This window comes from Streptomyces silvae, from assembly GCF_016745505.1.
Taxonomy (GTDB): Bacteria; Actinomycetota; Actinomycetes; order Streptomycetales; family Streptomycetaceae; genus Streptomyces; species Streptomyces silvae.
In genome coordinates this window covers 66,278-80,609 of sequence record NZ_JAERUC010000204.1, presented here as the reverse complement: position 1 = coordinate 80,609, position 14,332 = coordinate 66,278, and the positions used below count along the sequence as shown (strand labels likewise).

15 protein-coding genes are annotated in these 14,332 nt (G+C 71.6%); 6 read left to right on the top strand and 9 right to left on the bottom strand.

Going from position 1 to position 14,332, the window contains the following annotated elements:
• Window positions 1-13 precede the first annotated feature (13 nt).
• From JKV81_RS34710 to JKV81_RS34690, 5 genes are all read right to left on the bottom strand, one after another.
• Window positions 14-883, bottom strand: a complete 870-nt coding sequence (locus JKV81_RS34710; protein WP_202079578.1) for an STM4011 family radical SAM protein — start codon at window positions 881-883, stop codon at window positions 14-16.
• 32 nt (window positions 884-915) lie between these two features.
• A complete protein-coding gene (locus tag JKV81_RS34705) occupies window positions 916-2,286 on the bottom strand; it encodes an STM4012 family radical SAM protein (protein ID WP_202079570.1) in 1,371 nt (456 codons plus the stop codon).
• Entirely contained in the window at window positions 2,283-3,095 is an 813-nt protein-coding gene (locus tag JKV81_RS34700) for an STM4013/SEN3800 family hydrolase (protein ID WP_129267220.1), read from the bottom strand. The genes JKV81_RS34705 and JKV81_RS34700 overlap by 4 nt, the downstream gene beginning before the upstream one ends.
• Window positions 3,096-3,132: 37 nt before the next feature.
• The gene (locus JKV81_RS34695) at window positions 3,133-4,458 is read right to left on the bottom strand and encodes an STM4014 family protein (protein WP_236058517.1); all 1,326 of its coding nucleotides are present in this window, start codon (window positions 4,456-4,458) and stop codon (window positions 3,133-3,135) included.
• Between the two features lie 89 nt (window positions 4,459-4,547).
• The gene (locus JKV81_RS34690; RefSeq protein WP_129266710.1) at window positions 4,548-5,504 is read right to left on the bottom strand and encodes an STM4015 family protein; all 957 of its coding nucleotides are present in this window, start codon (window positions 5,502-5,504) and stop codon (window positions 4,548-4,550) included.
• 218 nt (window positions 5,505-5,722) lie between these two features.
• Here JKV81_RS34690 and JKV81_RS34685 point away from each other — a divergent pair, with 218 nt between their 5' ends.
• The 3 genes from JKV81_RS34685 (at window position 5,723) to JKV81_RS34675 (ending at window position 7,496) form a co-directional block, all read left to right on the top strand.
• Window positions 5,723-5,989, top strand: a complete 267-nt coding sequence (locus JKV81_RS34685; RefSeq protein WP_124275930.1) for a hypothetical protein — start codon at window positions 5,723-5,725, stop codon at window positions 5,987-5,989.
• A 108-nt stretch (window positions 5,990-6,097) separates the two neighbouring features.
• Complete coding sequence (locus JKV81_RS34680) at window positions 6,098-6,424, top strand: DUF8820 family protein (RefSeq protein WP_124275931.1); 327 nt, start codon at window positions 6,098-6,100, stop codon at window positions 6,422-6,424.
• Window positions 6,425-6,494: 70 nt separating this feature from the next.
• Entirely contained in the window at window positions 6,495-7,496 is a 1,002-nt protein-coding gene (locus tag JKV81_RS34675) for a DUF6745 domain-containing protein (protein WP_202079569.1), read from the top strand.
• Window positions 7,497-7,585: 89 nt separating this feature from the next.
• Here JKV81_RS34675 and JKV81_RS34670 read toward each other — a convergent pair whose 3' ends face one another.
• Together JKV81_RS34670 and JKV81_RS34665 are read right to left on the bottom strand one after the other, a co-directional pair.
• Complete coding sequence (locus JKV81_RS34670; protein WP_307820664.1) at window positions 7,586-8,197, bottom strand: TetR/AcrR family transcriptional regulator; 612 nt, start codon at window positions 8,195-8,197, stop codon at window positions 7,586-7,588.
• A 57-nt stretch (window positions 8,198-8,254) separates the two neighbouring features.
• Window positions 8,255-9,427 (bottom strand): Glu/Leu/Phe/Val dehydrogenase dimerization domain-containing protein, encoded by a 1,173-nt coding sequence (locus tag JKV81_RS34665; protein WP_202079575.1) that lies wholly within the window; start codon window positions 9,425-9,427, stop codon window positions 8,255-8,257.
• A 193-nt stretch (window positions 9,428-9,620) separates the two neighbouring features.
• Between JKV81_RS34665 and JKV81_RS34660 the strand changes: the two genes are divergently transcribed.
• The 3 genes from JKV81_RS34660 to JKV81_RS34650 all read left to right on the top strand — a co-directional run bounded on the left by JKV81_RS34660 (window position 9,621) and on the right by JKV81_RS34650 (window position 12,069).
• Complete coding sequence (locus JKV81_RS34660) at window positions 9,621-10,055, top strand: PPOX class F420-dependent oxidoreductase (RefSeq protein ID WP_129266708.1); 435 nt, start codon at window positions 9,621-9,623, stop codon at window positions 10,053-10,055.
• 116 nt (window positions 10,056-10,171) lie between these two features.
• Window positions 10,172-11,365, top strand: coding sequence for an MBL fold metallo-hydrolase (locus JKV81_RS34655; RefSeq protein WP_241748592.1), 1,194 nt, complete (start codon window positions 10,172-10,174; stop codon window positions 11,363-11,365).
• Between the two features lie 125 nt (window positions 11,366-11,490).
• Entirely contained in the window at window positions 11,491-12,069 is a 579-nt protein-coding gene (locus JKV81_RS34650; protein ID WP_129266707.1) for a hypothetical protein, read from the top strand.
• A gap of 156 nt (window positions 12,070-12,225) precedes the next feature.
• Here JKV81_RS34650 and JKV81_RS34645 read toward each other — a convergent pair whose 3' ends face one another.
• Both JKV81_RS34645 and JKV81_RS34640 read right to left on the bottom strand, forming a co-directional pair.
• Window positions 12,226-13,605: an MFS transporter gene (locus tag JKV81_RS34645; RefSeq protein ID WP_129266706.1), complete on the bottom strand. Its 1,380-nt coding sequence runs from the start codon at window positions 13,603-13,605 to the stop codon at window positions 12,226-12,228.
• A 207-nt stretch (window positions 13,606-13,812) separates the two neighbouring features.
• Entirely contained in the window at window positions 13,813-14,268 is a 456-nt protein-coding gene (locus JKV81_RS34640) for an RpiB/LacA/LacB family sugar-phosphate isomerase (protein WP_129266705.1), read from the bottom strand.
• Window positions 14,269-14,332: the final 64 nt, after the last annotated feature.

The following is a 14,332-nucleotide window of genomic DNA, read 5'->3' as shown; positions in this document are numbered from 1 at the left end:
ATATGATGCCCCATCAACAGCCTTTGAAGACACGCCCTAGCGGACGGGCGGGTATCCGCTCCAGTACGCCGCCTGCGAAGACGTCGTACAACGGCAGTGTCTCCAGGTGCACATAGCCGATGTGGCAGTCGCACACCGCGAGTGGGCAGCCGCGCGGGCCGAGCGCGCTCCGGTAGCTGCCGTCGTAGAGATTGCCCAGCTCGGCCCGGACGAAGTGACAGCGGCGCACCGTCCCGTCGCCGTCCACCGAGACGACCGACTCACCGGTCCTGCAGGGCAGCCCGGCCGAGCGGTGCGGATGCCTGCTGTAGGGGAACAGCGGGTCCAGAGCCGTCCAGAGGTCCGCCTGCTCGTCCGTATAGGTGTGCCCCTCGGCCGCGTTGACCCAGAGATACACCTCGGGCGGCAGCGCGGAACGCAGCCGCCGGGCCTCCTCCAGATGGTCGTCGAGACCCACGATGCCGACGCTGTAGCGCACCCCGAGATCCGTGAGCTCCCGGCACCGCCCCAGGAATCGCTCGTACGGCGTCTGGCCCGGGTGGTACGTGCACCACAGGGCGACCTTGTCCCGGTCGGCCTCCGCAAGCCAGCCCGTACGGCCGCTGAGGTTGGTCTGGATGGCGACCCGGCCGATGTGCTCCAGCCGTGACAGATCGACGAGCGCCTTGCGGTACCAGGACCGCACGAGGCCCTCCCCCCACGGGGTGAACAGCACGGACAGCCGGTCGCCGGTCTGTGCGGCGGCCCATGCGGTGAACCGCTCCAGAGCCGCACGGTCGGACCGGAGTTGCTCCCCGCTGTCCCGCCGCTTGGCGAACGGGCAGTAGGGGCAGTCGTAGTCGCACGACGCCAGCGGACCCCGGTACAGGATCGTCAGGTCCATGGCGGTGGCGGGCGCACCGCTCGTCGGCCCGTTCACTTCGCCTCGTACGCGGCCATCGCGGCCCGCACCGCCGGGGAGAACAACTCCGGGCCCAGGGCGTCCGAATGGGCCAGGCCCTCGGGGGAGAGGCGCAGCAGGCCGGGGCCCGCCGAGCCGTCCAGCCAGCCACGCGAGGAGAAGAGCTCCAGCTCGGCGGGGAAGTCCTCGTACGGATCCGTGCCGAAACGCTCGCGGTACTCGGCGGACCGCATCCCCTCGGCCTGGAGCAGCGACTGCAGGAGATGGCGCCGGCGCGCCTCGCCCTCGTCGACGTACCGGCCGACCTCCGCGCGGGAGAAGTCCCCGGTCGTGGTGAAGCGGTCGATGATGCCCCGGATCTGGCGCATCTCCACCGCGTAGTCGAAGGAGTAGTGCAGGGAGGAGGTGTACGAGCGAGCTCCGCAGCCGAGCCCGATCATGCCGTCCGTCTGGCACGCGTAGTCGTCGGGGCCCGCCGGCGGGGCGTCGCTGCGGCGGAACATCCGCATGGACACCTGCTCGTAGCCGTGGGCCAGCAGATGGTCGCGGCCCGCGCGGTACAGCCGCAGCCGCTGGTCGTCCCAGGCCGTGTCCGGCCCTTCCGGCCGTGCTTCCGAGGCGGTGCCCTGTCGCCCGAGACCGGTCAGCGGACGCACGTACAGCGGGTAGAGGTACAGCTCCTCCGGGCGCCAGGCCAGGGCGGCGTCCAGCGAGGTGCGCCAGCTCGCCCCGGTCTGGCCGTCGATGCCGTAGATCAGGTCGATGTTGAGGACCGGGATGCGGGCCTCACGGATACGGCCGAGGGCCGCCTCCACCTCGGAGCGGTGCTGCGGACGGACCGCGGCCCGGGCCTCGGCGTCGACGAAGCTCTGTACGCCGATGCTGATCCGGGTGGTACCGCGGTCGGCCAGGACCGCCAGCCGGTCCGCCGACGCCGTCGACGGGGAGGTCTCGACCGACAGCGGCACCGCCCTCAGGTCGGCCCCCATCCGCTTCTCCGCGATGTCGCAGAGGCGCTCCAGCTCCCCGGCGGTGAGGAAGGTGGGCGTGCCGCCGCCGAACGCTGCGGAGGCGAAGCGCACCGGACCGTCGTCGCCCAGCGCGTCCCGGACGGCGGTGGCCTGCCGGTCGAGCGCGTCGAGGTAACGCGTCGTCAGCTCCTCCGGGGCGCCGATCCGGGTGAACAGGTTGCAGAAGCCGCAGCGGACCTCGCAGAACGGTATGTGCAGATAGAGGGAGAGCGCGTCCTTGCGCTCGGCCGCCCAGAGCTCGCGCAGCGCGGGACGCCCGGCGGGGTGGGCGTCGAGCGGGCGGTAGGCCGTCTTGTGCGGGTAGGCGTAGACGTAGCTGCGGTACGGGCCGGTGCTGTGCGTGGTCCCGGTCATCGGGTCGCCCCCGGTTCGAGGAAGAAGTGGGCATAGGGGACGGTCCAGACGGCTTCGTGGCCGATCCGGTGGCCGGTGTAGCCGTCGTCGCCGTACGCCGTGCCGTGATCGGAGCAGACGATGGCGAAACACCTGCGGCGGCTGCTCGTCGCGGCGAAGAGGCGCCCGATGTGCCGGTCCACGTACTCCAGGGCCGCGGCGTGTGTGGCCCTGGAGTCGCCGGCGTCGGCGATGGCACCCGGCAGATGGAACCAGTTGGGCTGGTGCAGCGCCGAGACGTTGACGAAGAGGAACAGCCGCTGGTCCTCGGGAAGTTCCGCGACGACCTGCTCGGCGCGTGCGACCTGCGACTCGAAGGAGGTCGGGGACGCCACACCGAACTCCGGCTCCCAGTGGCTCTCCTGGAACATGCCGGGCAGGACCGAGCCGAGGGGCGGGCGCCGGTTGAAGAACCCCACACCGCCGACGCACACCGTGCGATAGCCCACGGCCGCGAGACCGGACACGAGGTCGGGGGTCTCATGGACGAAGGTGCCGTCCGCGGTGGACTCGCTCCCCGCGAACCGGGCGGCGAACAGCCTCGGGTGAGGGCCGGGAGTGGCGGGCGTCGGCAGGAAACCGGCAAAGATCGCCTGGTGGGAGGCGTAGGTGAAGCTGCCCGGCGCATGCCGCTTCTCCCAGACGCCGCCGGGCAGATGCCGGACGAGGTTCGGGATGCGCCCGGCCGCGGCCAACTCCTCGGCCACGTCGAACCGCAGGGTGTCCAGGGTGACGAGCAGCAGGTCGTGGCTTCCCACGATCGCGTTCATGTCCGGGCTCGGCATCGATGCGCGGTGGGACGTGGGTTCAGGGGGCATGGGTGACACGGTCGTTCCTTGCTCGGTCGTTGCCCGCCGGACCGGACTCCGGGGCACGGCCTTCCGGCCGGTGGTCGTGCGGCGGTGCGGCGCGGTCGTGCGGTGAGGTCATGTTGTCCTGCGGTGAGGTCATGTGGTTGTGCGAGGGGGCCGCGTGGCCGTGTGCTGCGGACGGCCGCCTGGGTGCCTGGGCCGCCAGCACGGCGGCGACCTGCGCGCCATAGGTGTCCAGGCCCTCCGCGCCGCTGCCCGGCAGACCGGTCAGACGCGGCAGGAGGTCGCCGAAGGCGTTCACCTCGCCCACGGCGAAGCGCCGCCAGCCGGTCGCGGGCAGCAGATCGACGCCCACGCACAGCGTGTCCGGGAAGCAGGCGGCTGCCTGCTCGCACACGGCCAGGGCGGCGTCCCAGCTTCCGCCCGCCGCTGCCACCGCGGCCCGCACCTCGTCCAGGTCACCGCGGGCACCGCCCAGGTGAAGATTGGTCATGGGGGACCGGCTGGTCCGTACGACCGCATGCGTCGCCCTTCCCGCGACCACCACGACCCGGAGGTCGGCGACCCGCCCCCGCTGGGAGGCCTTGGGCAGCCAGCGCTCGATGTGCAAACCGTCCGGGGCCAGGGCGTCGACGAGGGCCGCCACCTCCCGCTCCGTCGTAATGCGCCGTACCCGCAGCGAGTTGAACAGCCGGCCCTGCCCGTCCCGCTCCACGGAGGTGGTCGCCCGTATCCTCCCGGCGCTCGCCGTCTCCAGGGCCATGACGCCCGAGGCGGAGGAGCCGTGCGCGGGCTTCACGAACACTCTGGGCATGCGGTGTTCCGCCATGAGCCGGCGCACATCGGCCCACCCCCGTACGGGTTCCGCACCGGGCCCTGAGGCGGGTCCCGAGGTGGGGGAGTCCGGGACGGGCACTCCGGCAGCGTCGAGGACGCCGTGGCAGAGCCGCTTGTCGAACAGCACCGCGATGTCCTCGGGGTCGTCGAGCAGCACCGCACCCGCGGCCGCCGCGGCCCGCCCCACCTCCCGCACGGCCGCGGTGAAGCGCCCGTACCAGAGGGCCGAACCCTCGACCCTGGCCGGATCGTCGCCCCCACGCAGCATGCGGTCCACCTCGGCGTCCTCGCCGGGTGAATCGAAGCGCACCGTCTCCCCCGGGAGGAAGACCGCTTTTCCCCGCAGCACCTCCAGCCAGGAGACCGTGCGCGCGGCGGGCAGCCCCGCGGCGCGCACGGCGTCCTGGAAGAGGCCGACCCTGCGGTTGGCGGGAATGCCGACGACCGCCAGGCGCGGCGTCCCGCTACTCGCCGACGGCGACATGGCGCGCCTCGCCCTCCTCCGGGTCCCGGTCAACCGCCCCGGAGAGATCGCCCCGTACGCCGGCGCGGATGAGGTCGGTCATCGCGTCCTCACTCCGCGACCGCGGTGTAACGGCCCTCGGGGCCCTGGTCGTCCCACGGCTCGCAGCGATCGGACAGGTCCACCGAGACACCGTGCGGCTCCATGGCTTCCCTGACACGGCGCTCCATCGGCTCGGTCAGGAAGTGGTGGTGCAGGTCGAGCGAGGTGAGATGGGTGAGGGGCTGCCCTTCGAGCAGGGCAGCCGCGCCCTCGTCGCCCAGTGTCCCGTTGGACAGGTCGAGCGTGCGGAGCTGCGCGACGACCGGCGCCGAACCGACCGCCGCGGCTATCTCGTTCTGCAACTCGCTGTTGCGCAGCCCCAGATGGTGGAGCCGTGGGAATCGGCTGCCGCTCAGCAACGGTGCCAGGTCCGGGACGACCGCGTCGCCCCCGTACGCGGAGACGCCGAGCCAGAGGTCCAGGCTTTCCAGGGCCGGCAGCTCACTGTCGAGCACTCCGCGCAGCGCCACCGCGGGCAGACCACCGCTCTCGATGGTGAGCTCACGCAGCGCCCCGTGTTTGACCGGTGGGAACTCCAGGTCCGTGCCGCCGCGTACACCGAGATGCGTCAGCGCCGGGAAGGCGGTGAGCAGAGCGGTGACGTCCGACTGCTCGATCCAGGAGATCTCTGCCTCCTCCTGCACCAGGTCCCCGACGAACACGGCCTTGAGCGAGGTCAGCCGGCCGGCCGCGGCCACGACGAGCCCGATGGGATAGGAGGAGTTCTCCTCGTACGACTCGCCCCACTGGCCGATGATCAGGGCCTCGACACGTGACGGATCGACGGCTTCGAGGAAGGCGGCGAACTCCTCCTCCCAGGTGCCGTCCTCGTCGGAGCCGTACGGATCGACGCTCACACGCCAGGCCGCGGCGTCGGCCGCGGGACGGCCGGCCCCCTCGGCGTCGCGCTGGAAATCGACGGCCGGGAGGCCGAGCAACTCGTTCAGACGGTCCGCGTCGGACATGGCACCGATCTCCTGAAACTGGGGAGGACTGATGTCGCCAAGGTTTATCAAGCGCCACTGACAACGGCATGACCGGCCCCACGGCCGCCTGGTCGCCCGGCGCCCGGAGGAGCCGCCTCCGTTTCCCCCGCACAAGATCGCTTGCCCTCGTCCACGGCCGACCGGCAGAATCCGGCGATCGCCGCGGCACAGGTCGCGGCCGTGGGGAGGGGCTTGCGATGGGTGTGGGGATCCTGCTGATGGTGTGCGGGGCGGCGGGCGTGGGCTGGGGCGCCATGTATCTCTTCGACGTGCGTGGCGCGGCCGACAAGGCCGCGGCACGCCGTAACGCGGTGCGGGCGGTGACCGCGGCCCGGACACTGGACCTCGGTCTCGCCCAACCCTCACGCCTCGGCGCTTCGTTCTTCCGGGCCATCGGGGGCGTCGTGCTGCCGTGCGGCCTGGTTCTCGGCCTCATCGGGCTCGCTCTCACCCTCACCGGGTGAGACCCCGCACGGCCGGCGGAGCCCGGCCCGGCCACCGATGTCAGACCCCTCTCGTAGCGTTTCACCTGTGACCGGCACAGCGGGTGCCGGGGCGGAGGGGAGACGTCTGTGTACCGGCAGGGCGACGTACTGATGGTGGCGCTCGACGCGTCGGAGGTGCCCGTGCACTTCCTCGACGCGCCGGGCGAACCGCGCGACGGACGGGGGCGGTTGGTGCTGGCGCTCGGTGAGGTCACGGGCCATGCGCACGCGGTGCAGGGGCCGGGCCGACTGATGAGGGAAGCCGGGCCGTTCGGCCCGATGCTGCTCCATCTCCCCGAGGGCGGACGGGTGGTCCACGAGGAGCACGCCGCGATAGCACTGCCGAAGGGCTGGTTCCGCGTTGTGCGTCAGCGCGAGTACGCCCCGGGGGCGGTCCGGATCGTCGCGGACTGACGCCTTTCGCGGTGCGTGGTGGTCCGGTGATGTGCGGTCAGGCAACAGGAACAGGGGACGGGGAATACCGATGCAGTACGTGAACGCGTGGCGGGCCGTGGTGGCGGCGACGGGCAGGGCCGACCGAGGCGCTGCCGAGGACGGGGTGCGGCTCGCCTACCGCCGCGCGGGGCTCGCCGAGCCCGAGCGCATCATCTGGGCGGACTCGCCCAGAGCGGCGGTCGAGGTGGTGGAGAAGCTGTCCGGCGCCGGACGATCCGTGCGCGAGGAGGTCCGCACCCGGCCCTGGGCGGAGGAACGGCGCCGGATGTACGACGAACTGGGCCCGGCCGGCTGGTCCGCCCTGTGGTCCGCGACCGGGGCACAGCTGTGGGAGACCACGGCCGCACTGGCCGAGCGGATACGGACGGGGATCGTCGCCGGACTCACCACGCGGCCCGAGGACGAGTCCGACATCCGTCTAGTGCTGCTCGACGCGGTCCTCGGCCAGCACGACGCCGCCTGGCTCGCGGCCTTCGACGGCCGCGGCGACCGGCTGACCGGGCTGGCGGAGGTCGCCAGGAACGCCGGCTGGTGGTGGCCCTACGAGCGCGCCGTGGTGATCAGCGAGCGCCCCGACGAGCTCCACCGCGACGAGGCAGGACGGCTCGACCGGGGCGACGGACCCGCCCTGTCCTACCCGGACGGCTTCGCCCTGTACGCCTGGCGCGGCATGCCCGTACCGGCCGAGTTCCTCGACGGCCTGGCGAGCCTGACCCCCGAGCGGATACGGGACGAGGAGAACGCGGAGCTGCGCCGCGTGATGCTGGAGTACTACGGCTACGACCGCTACCTCTCGGAGTCCGGCGCGGAGCCGGTGCACCGGGACGAGACCGGGATCCTCTGGCGTATCGCGTTGGAGGGCGACGAGGACGTCGTGATGGTCGAAGTCGTCAACTCGACCCCCGAGCCGGACGGGACGTACCGCACCTACTGGCTCCGGGTGCCACCGCGGACCCGTACGGCGAAGGAAGGCGTCGCGTGGACCTTCGGTCTCGAGGGAGAGGCCTACGCTCCGCTGCGCCAGACCTGACGGAAGACGGAAGAGGGGGTGGTGCTGCCCCGGCCGGCCCGGAGACCGGGGGCCTTCCAGGGCCCTTCAGCCGGTACACAGCTCCGCCCTCAGGCGGTCAGGGCCCCGTGGTCGATGCCGAGTTCGCGGGCGAGCGCCTCCTCGGTCCACTGCAGCATCGTGGCTCGGGAGAGCGGACCCGCGTACGACGTCATCTGGACGGCGAGCCCGTCCAGGAGAGCCGTCAGCCGCCAGGCCACGGACATCGGGTCCTCGCAGTGGAACTCACCCGCCGCGGCACCCTCCTCGATCACCTCGGCCAGCTCCGCCTTCCACTGCTGGTCGAGATCCCCGGCCACCTCGCGCAGCACCGGATCACGCAAGGAGGACGCCCAGCCCTCGATCCACAGCCGCCAGCCCTTGGCCCGGCCCGTCGGCGCGTACCAGCGAACGGCGGACCGCAGCCGCCGGACGGCGCTGGTGCGCCGGGTCAACAGCTTGCGCAGATGGGCGAGATCGGCCTCCGCCGCGTAGGCGAACGCGGCGGCCACCAACTTCTCCTTGGACGAGAAGTGGTAGAGCACCAGCGCGTTGCTCACCCCGAGTACGGCGGCCACATCGGCGATCCGGACCGCGGACACGCCCCGGACCTCGATCTGCTCGACGGCAGCGCGCAGGAGCTCCTCACGTCGCTCCGCCACACTCAGCCGTACTCTTGCCACGCCGTCACCCTAACCAACGGCCTGGTCCGGGCATCCGGCCCCTGCCCCTCGGCAGAGCTAGCGGTACCAGCCGAACCGCTCCGCCATCACCGGGAGACGGTCCGCGGCGAGCGCGTGCGCGGCTGCCCGCGGGGTGGAGCCGTCCGCCGCCGCCCGTTCCAGGACGCGGTCCATGAGGGTGCGCATCGAACGCCGGGTATGACCGAACGCCTCGTCCGCGTCGGGCCCGATGTCGCCGAACAGCGTCCACCACCACCACGCGTTCGTACCCGAGTTGACGACCACATCGGGCAGCACCGTGATCCCGCGCCCGGCGAGCAGCTCCTCCGCTTCCGGGAGCACCGGCATGTTCGCCGCCTCGACCACCCAACGAGCCCTGACGGATGCCTGGTTCACGGCGTCGACGGCGTACGACACGGCGGCCGGAACGAGCACGTCCGCGTCGGCGGCCAGCCAGGCGTCGGACGGCAGCTCCCGGTCCTCGTCCCGCAGCGCCCCACGGTCCACCGTCCCGTGTGCGTCCCGGGCGGCCAGCAGCGCCTCGACGTCCAGGCCGGAGGGATTGGCGATCGTGCCCTTGACGTCGGCGACCGCGACGACCGCCAGCCCCGCCCGGGAGAGGAAGCGGGCCGTCGCCCCGCCCATGGTGCCGAGCCCCTGGAGGGAGACCCGTGCGTCTCCGTGTGTCACACCCGCCCGGTCGAGAGCGGCGAGCGCGGACTCCGCGACCCCGCAGCCGCCGACCAGCTCGTCGAGCCCGATCCCGTCCACCGAGACGGCGAAGGCGTCCGCGAGCCTGCGCCGGGCCTCCGTCTCGTCGTCCAGCAGGGGGTAGACCGCCTGGACCGTGGAGACGAGCCCGGCCTCCGCGGCGGCCCGGTCGACGACGTCCTGGCTCAGCCCGAGATCCTCGCCGGTCGTCCAGACGTTTTCGACGTACGGACGCATCGCCCGGAGGAAGCGGACGAGCACGTCGTAGGCGGCGGGATCGCGCGGGTCACAGTCGATGCCTCCCTTGGCGCCGCCCAGCGGGATGTACCGGGCTCGCGAGTCCGCGGGGTCGAAGTGCAGCGCCTCCTTCATGGTCATGCCCTTCGCCAGCCCCGCCACTTCCGCGAGGGTGCAGCCCCGCCTCATCCGCAGGCCCCCGCTCGACACCCCGCGTACCAGCCGGTCGACGACGAGATAGCCCTCCGTGCCGGTGATGTGGTCGGTCCAGGTCAGGGACATCAGCGGGGCGGGGGAGAGGGACGGCACAGGGCGGCTCCTGGATCATCGAGAGGGATCTACTGAACGGCGAGTCAGTATTAGGAGGGCGGGAGGCAGCTGTCAACGCGTGTGGAACCCTCGGCGTGATCTTGGTTCTCGCCGAGTCGTCCCTCGAATGCGGAATCCTTCGGAGGGCATGGACGTTGGAGTCGGCATGACGGAACCCGCGCGCGAGGCGCTGCTACGACTCTTCGGGGAGTACGACGGCGGGGTGCTGGTCACCCTGAAGCGTGACGGCAGGCCCCAGCTGTCCAACGTGAACCACGCCTATTACCCCGAGGAAGGGGTGATCCGCGTGTCCATCACGGAGGGACGGGCCAAGACCCGCAACCTCCGCCGTGATCCGAGGGCCGGCTACCACGTGACCAGCGACGACCGCTGGGCCTGGACCGTCGCCGACGCCACCGCGGAGCTGACCCCGCCCGCCGCCGACCCGCACGACGAGGTGGTGGAGCAGTTGATCACCCTCTACCGCGACGTCCGGGGAGAGCACCCGGACTGGGACGACTACCGCCGGGTGATGGTCGAGGACCGCAGGGTGGTCCTGACCCTGCGGATCGAGCATGTGTACGGCCAGCCGCGGGCCTGACGCGGCACCCCCTCGCGACACGGCTCCGGGGAGCGCTTGCTCCGTTCACCGCCGAGCTCTCGCTCCGTCCTGCCTCAGACCATAATGAAACGACACCGACTCCCTCAGGAGATCTTGTGACCGGCGACCAGCCTTCCCTCCGTACGAGACTCCGCTCGCTGCGCCCCGACGCCTTCGGGGCGGACCCGGCGGGGGCGCGGATGGAGCGGATCCGCCGCTCGCCCAATTTCGCCGACGGGGTGTTCCAGAACCCTGAGGGGGCGCGGACCAGGCCGTCCGGCTCCATGATCGAGTTCGCCAAGGTGTATTTCCAGAAGGAACAGCGGGCCCGCAGGTCCCCGCTCGGCACCGTGCCCGTCCACGCCACGACCCTGGCCGATCTCGCCACGCCGCCGACGACCGGTCTGCGGGTGACCTGGCTGGGCCACTCCAGCGTGCTCGTCGAGATCGACGGCCGCCGCGTGCTGTTCGACCCGGTCTGGGGCGAGCGCTGCTCACCGTTCGCCTTCGCCGGGCCCAAGCGGCTGCACCCCGTCCCGCTGCCGCTCGCCTCGCTCGGGCCCGTGGACGCCGTCGTGATCTCCCACGACCACTACGACCACCTCGACCTGCCCACGATCAAGGCCCTGGCAGGCACGGACACGGTCTTCGCGGTGCCCCTCGGCGTCGGCGCCCACCTGGAGCGGTGGGGCGTGCCCCTGGACCGCATCCACGAGCTCGACTGGAACGAGACCGCCCGGATCGCCGGCATCAGCCTGACCGCCACCCCCGCGCGCCACTTCTGCGGGCGAGGTATCCGTAACCAGCAGCACACGCTCTGGGCGTCGTGGGCCGTCGCGGGCCCGGAGCACCGGGTCTACCACAGCGGGGACACCGGCTACTTCTCCGGCTTCCAGGACATCGGTGCCGAGCACGGCCCCTTCGACGTGACGATGATCCAGGTCGGCGCCTATTCGGAGTACTGGCCCGACATCCACATGACGCCGGCCGAGGGCCTGCGCGCACACCTGGACCTCCAGGGCGGCCGGCCGCACGGCGCGCTGATGCCCATCCACTGGGGCACGTTCAACCTGGCCCCGCACCCGTGGGCGGAGCCGGCGGAGTGGATGAAGGACGTGGCCGAGGAGGCGGGGCAGCCGGTGGCGTTCCCGCGCGCGGGTGAGCCGTTCGAACCTGCGGGGGAGCTGCCCTCGGAGGCGTGGTGGCGTGGGGTGTCCGCCCCTCTCGCGCGTGTGTGGCGTCGGCCCGAGGTGGCGGAGGCGGCGGCGCCGGTGCACCGGGAGGAAGTCGACCTCGCGGGCGAGCGATGACGTGATGACGTGGTGACGTAAGGACATCGTGCGAGCACGCGAAGGAGACCAGTGGCTCCGCGGTTCAGGTGCCGCGAAAAGGGGGCGCCTACGGTGAGTTGGGGGACGGCGGGTAGCGTGCGGGCATGACGGGGAAGCGACGGGTCCTGTACCGGCAGGGCAGCGGGTTCTGGCGGATGACGGCGAAGTGGGTTCTGGTCTTCGGGGTCCTGTACCTGTCCGACGGACTGATCCGGTCGTTCGGCGACGCTCTGGTCTGGCCGATGATCGGGATCCTGCTGTGGGTGCCGTTCGGGATCGGCGTCGCCTGGTACCCGAAGAAGGACCAGCGGGTCGAGCTGACGACACGCCAATTGCGCGTACGGCGGAAGCGGCTGCCGATGGAGAAGGTGAACCTGCTCCACGTGGCGCGGTTGTGGCTGGACGGGCGGTCGACCGCGGACGACCAGCCGGTGGCCGAATGGGTGCGGTTCGACCGGGTGGTGTGGGTGCCGCTGCTGGACGGCCGGGCGTTCGGTGTGGAGTTCCGCGACCCGGCCGCGTTCGCCAAGGTCTTCGGCGCCTTCGCGGTCGCGGCGTGCGGCGGGCCCGACATCGTCCGCGCGAGGGCCGCAAGGGAGACCTACCCGGATCCGATCCCCATGCGACCCCGCCCCGGCGACGACGCGGGCTCCTGGCTGGAACTCCTGGACATCTTCAACTGACCGCCGGAAACGCAGGGCAAGGGGCAGCGCTCCGTCGGCAAGAGGGGGAGCTGCCCAGGGCCGGCGTGGTCGACCGGTTTCCGCAGGAGGCGACCGGGCCCGGAGTGCGCGTTCTCACCACCGCGCCGAGTCCTGGGCCATCCGCCTGGTCGGCCTTCAGCGGGATTCGAGTGAGGCAGGCGGGGACGCGGCGGTCGACGACGTCGCCCGGCCGGTCTTCTCCTCGGCCACGAGCCGCGACACCCGCTCCCGCTCGCTGCGGCCCCAGGTCTCCCTCGTCAGGAGAATGCCCGTGAGGCCGATCAGGGCCGCACCGAGGTAGAGCAGCGCGGCGCCCGGCCAGCCGAAGGCTCCCACCAGCGCGGCGGCGAGCAAGGGTGCGAAGCCGCCGATGGCCGCGGCGATCTGGTAGCCCAACGAGGCGCCCGAGGTGCGGGTCGCGGTACGGAACTGCTCCGTGAGCAAGGCCCCTTGGGTTCCCGTGAGCGAGGCGTGGATGAGGCCGATCCCGATGATGAACACGGTGACCACGAGCGCGGGCCGGGCGGAGTTGGTGAGCAGGTACATCGGGAAGGCGAACAGGATCGCCATGGTGCAGGCCGCTATGTAGATGGGGCGGCGTCCGATGCGGTCGGTAAGGGCGCCGGCCAGGAAGGTCACGGCGATGGCGAGGATGCTGGCGGCGGTGATGGCTCCGAGGGCGACGGGCCGGAGTTCGGGATGGCGGTCGGTGATGTAGTTGAGCAGGTACGTCGCGGTGGAGTAGTACGCGAAGGACTCCACGACGCGCAGGGCGATGACGCGCAGGATGCCGCGCCAGTCACGGGTGAGGGTCGCCAGCAGGGGGTTCTTCTCGGTCTTGCCGGTGGCCTGGGCTTCCTGGAACTCGGGGGACTCCGACAGACGGGAGCGGACGATCAGTGCGACGACGACCAGGACGGCGCTGAGCAGGAACGGCGTCCTCCACTGCCAGCTGCCTTCCAACGTGTCACTGAAGGCGAACACGCCGCTGGCCAGGGCGATGCCCAGGGGGTTGCCGGACTGGGGGATCGCCGCGAACATCCCGCGGCGGTGCCAGGGCGCGTGCTCGTAGGCCATGGTGATCGCGCCGCCCCATTCGGCGCCGAACGCCAGGCCCTGCACCATCCGGATGATCACGAGCAGGATCGGTGCGAGTACGCCGACCTGCTCGAACGTGGGCAGCAGGCCGATGAGGAAGGTGGCGGTGCCCATGACGATCATCGCTGTGACCAGGACGGGCTTGCGTCCGAATTTGTCGGCGAAGTAGCCGCCGACGGCGCCTCCCAGGGGGCGCATGACGAATCCGACGGCCAGGGTGGCGAAGGAGAGGAGCGTGCCGACGAACCGGTCGCTCTCGGGGAAGAAGACCGCGCCGAAGTAGAGCGCGGAGGCCGTGCCGTAGGCGATGAAGTCGTAGTTCTCGACGCTGGTGCCCAAGGCCGCGGCGACCGCGGTCTTGACGCGGTCCTTCGAGCCGAGCACGCTCCGCCGTCCGGCGGTGGCGCTGGTGGACATGAGAGGTCTCCTTGATGGGTCGCCGGTCAGGTGCCGGTGTCGACGCAGTGAGAGGGAAGGGGCCGCACGGGCGGGGCCGGTCTGCCTTCGGTTCTGTGGTTGCGGGCATGACGAAGAGACGCCTGACGGGGCCGTGCGGGGCCGGGGCGTTCGGTGTCATTAAGCGCGACGGGCGGTCCGCCCGCGCGAGGGGCGGGGTGGTGAGGGTCAGAGGGACGGGGTCAGTTCGTCGAGCGCGTTGAGCTTGGCGACCCGGCGGCGGGTCTCCTCGTCGTCGTCGAACACGGCGTCGAGGAACTCGCGCAGGATGTCGGGTACGAGTGCGTGCGGCACCAGCCACGCCCCCATCGCGATGGCGTTGGCGTCGTCGTGCTCGACGGCCTGGTGGGCTGAGTACGGTTCGTGGGCGAGACCGCAGCGGATGCCGGGCAGCTTGTTGGCGGCCATGACGGCGCCCTGGCCCGTGCCGCAGACGAGGACGGCCCGTTCGGCTGTTCCGCCGAGCACCGCCTCACAGGTCGAGCGGGTGATGTCAGGGAAGTCGACGGGGTCACCGCTGTACGTGCCGCAGTCGATCACCTCATGTCCGAGGGCCTCGATGGCCCCGCGTACGGCCTCCTTCAACGGGAAACCGGCGTGATCTGCGCCGAGGGCGACCTTCATGGTTGTTCCTTTCGAGCAGGGCGTTCTGTATCTCGCCGGCGGGGGCGCGTCAGTGCGCCCCGGG

What these genes read in the sequence shown, in the direction of transcription:
- JKV81_RS34660 (WP_129266708.1), top strand. Translation starts at nt 9,621, where the DNA reads ATGACGGAACCCGCGCGCGAGGCGCTGCTACGACTCTTCGGGGAGTAC.
- JKV81_RS34705 (WP_202079570.1), bottom strand. Translation starts at nt 2,286, where the DNA reads ATGACCGGGACCACGCACAGCACCGGCCCGTACCGCAGCTACGTCTAC.
- JKV81_RS34710 (WP_202079578.1), bottom strand. Translation starts at nt 883, where the DNA reads ATGGACCTGACGATCCTGTACCGGGGTCCGCTGGCGTCGTGCGACTAC.
- JKV81_RS34665 (WP_202079575.1), bottom strand. Translation starts at nt 9,427, where the DNA reads ATGTCCCTGACCTGGACCGACCACATCACCGGCACGGAGGGCTATCTC.
- JKV81_RS34645 (WP_129266706.1), bottom strand. Translation starts at nt 13,605, where the DNA reads ATGTCCACCAGCGCCACCGCCGGACGGCGGAGCGTGCTCGGCTCGAAG.
- JKV81_RS34640 (WP_129266705.1), bottom strand. Translation starts at nt 14,268, where the DNA reads ATGAAGGTCGCCCTCGGCGCAGATCACGCCGGTTTCCCGTTGAAGGAG.
- JKV81_RS34695 (WP_236058517.1), bottom strand. Translation starts at nt 4,458, where the DNA reads ATGTCGCCGTCGGCGAGTAGCGGGACGCCGCGCCTGGCGGTCGTCGGC.
- JKV81_RS34675 (WP_202079569.1), top strand. Translation starts at nt 6,495, where the DNA reads ATGCAGTACGTGAACGCGTGGCGGGCCGTGGTGGCGGCGACGGGCAGG.
- JKV81_RS34685 (WP_124275930.1), top strand. Translation starts at nt 5,723, where the DNA reads ATGGGTGTGGGGATCCTGCTGATGGTGTGCGGGGCGGCGGGCGTGGGC.
- JKV81_RS34690 (WP_129266710.1), bottom strand. Translation starts at nt 5,504, where the DNA reads ATGTCCGACGCGGACCGTCTGAACGAGTTGCTCGGCCTCCCGGCCGTC.
- JKV81_RS34700 (WP_129267220.1), bottom strand. Translation starts at nt 3,095, where the DNA reads ATGAACGCGATCGTGGGAAGCCACGACCTGCTGCTCGTCACCCTGGAC.
- JKV81_RS34650 (WP_129266707.1), top strand. Translation starts at nt 11,491, where the DNA reads ATGACGGGGAAGCGACGGGTCCTGTACCGGCAGGGCAGCGGGTTCTGG.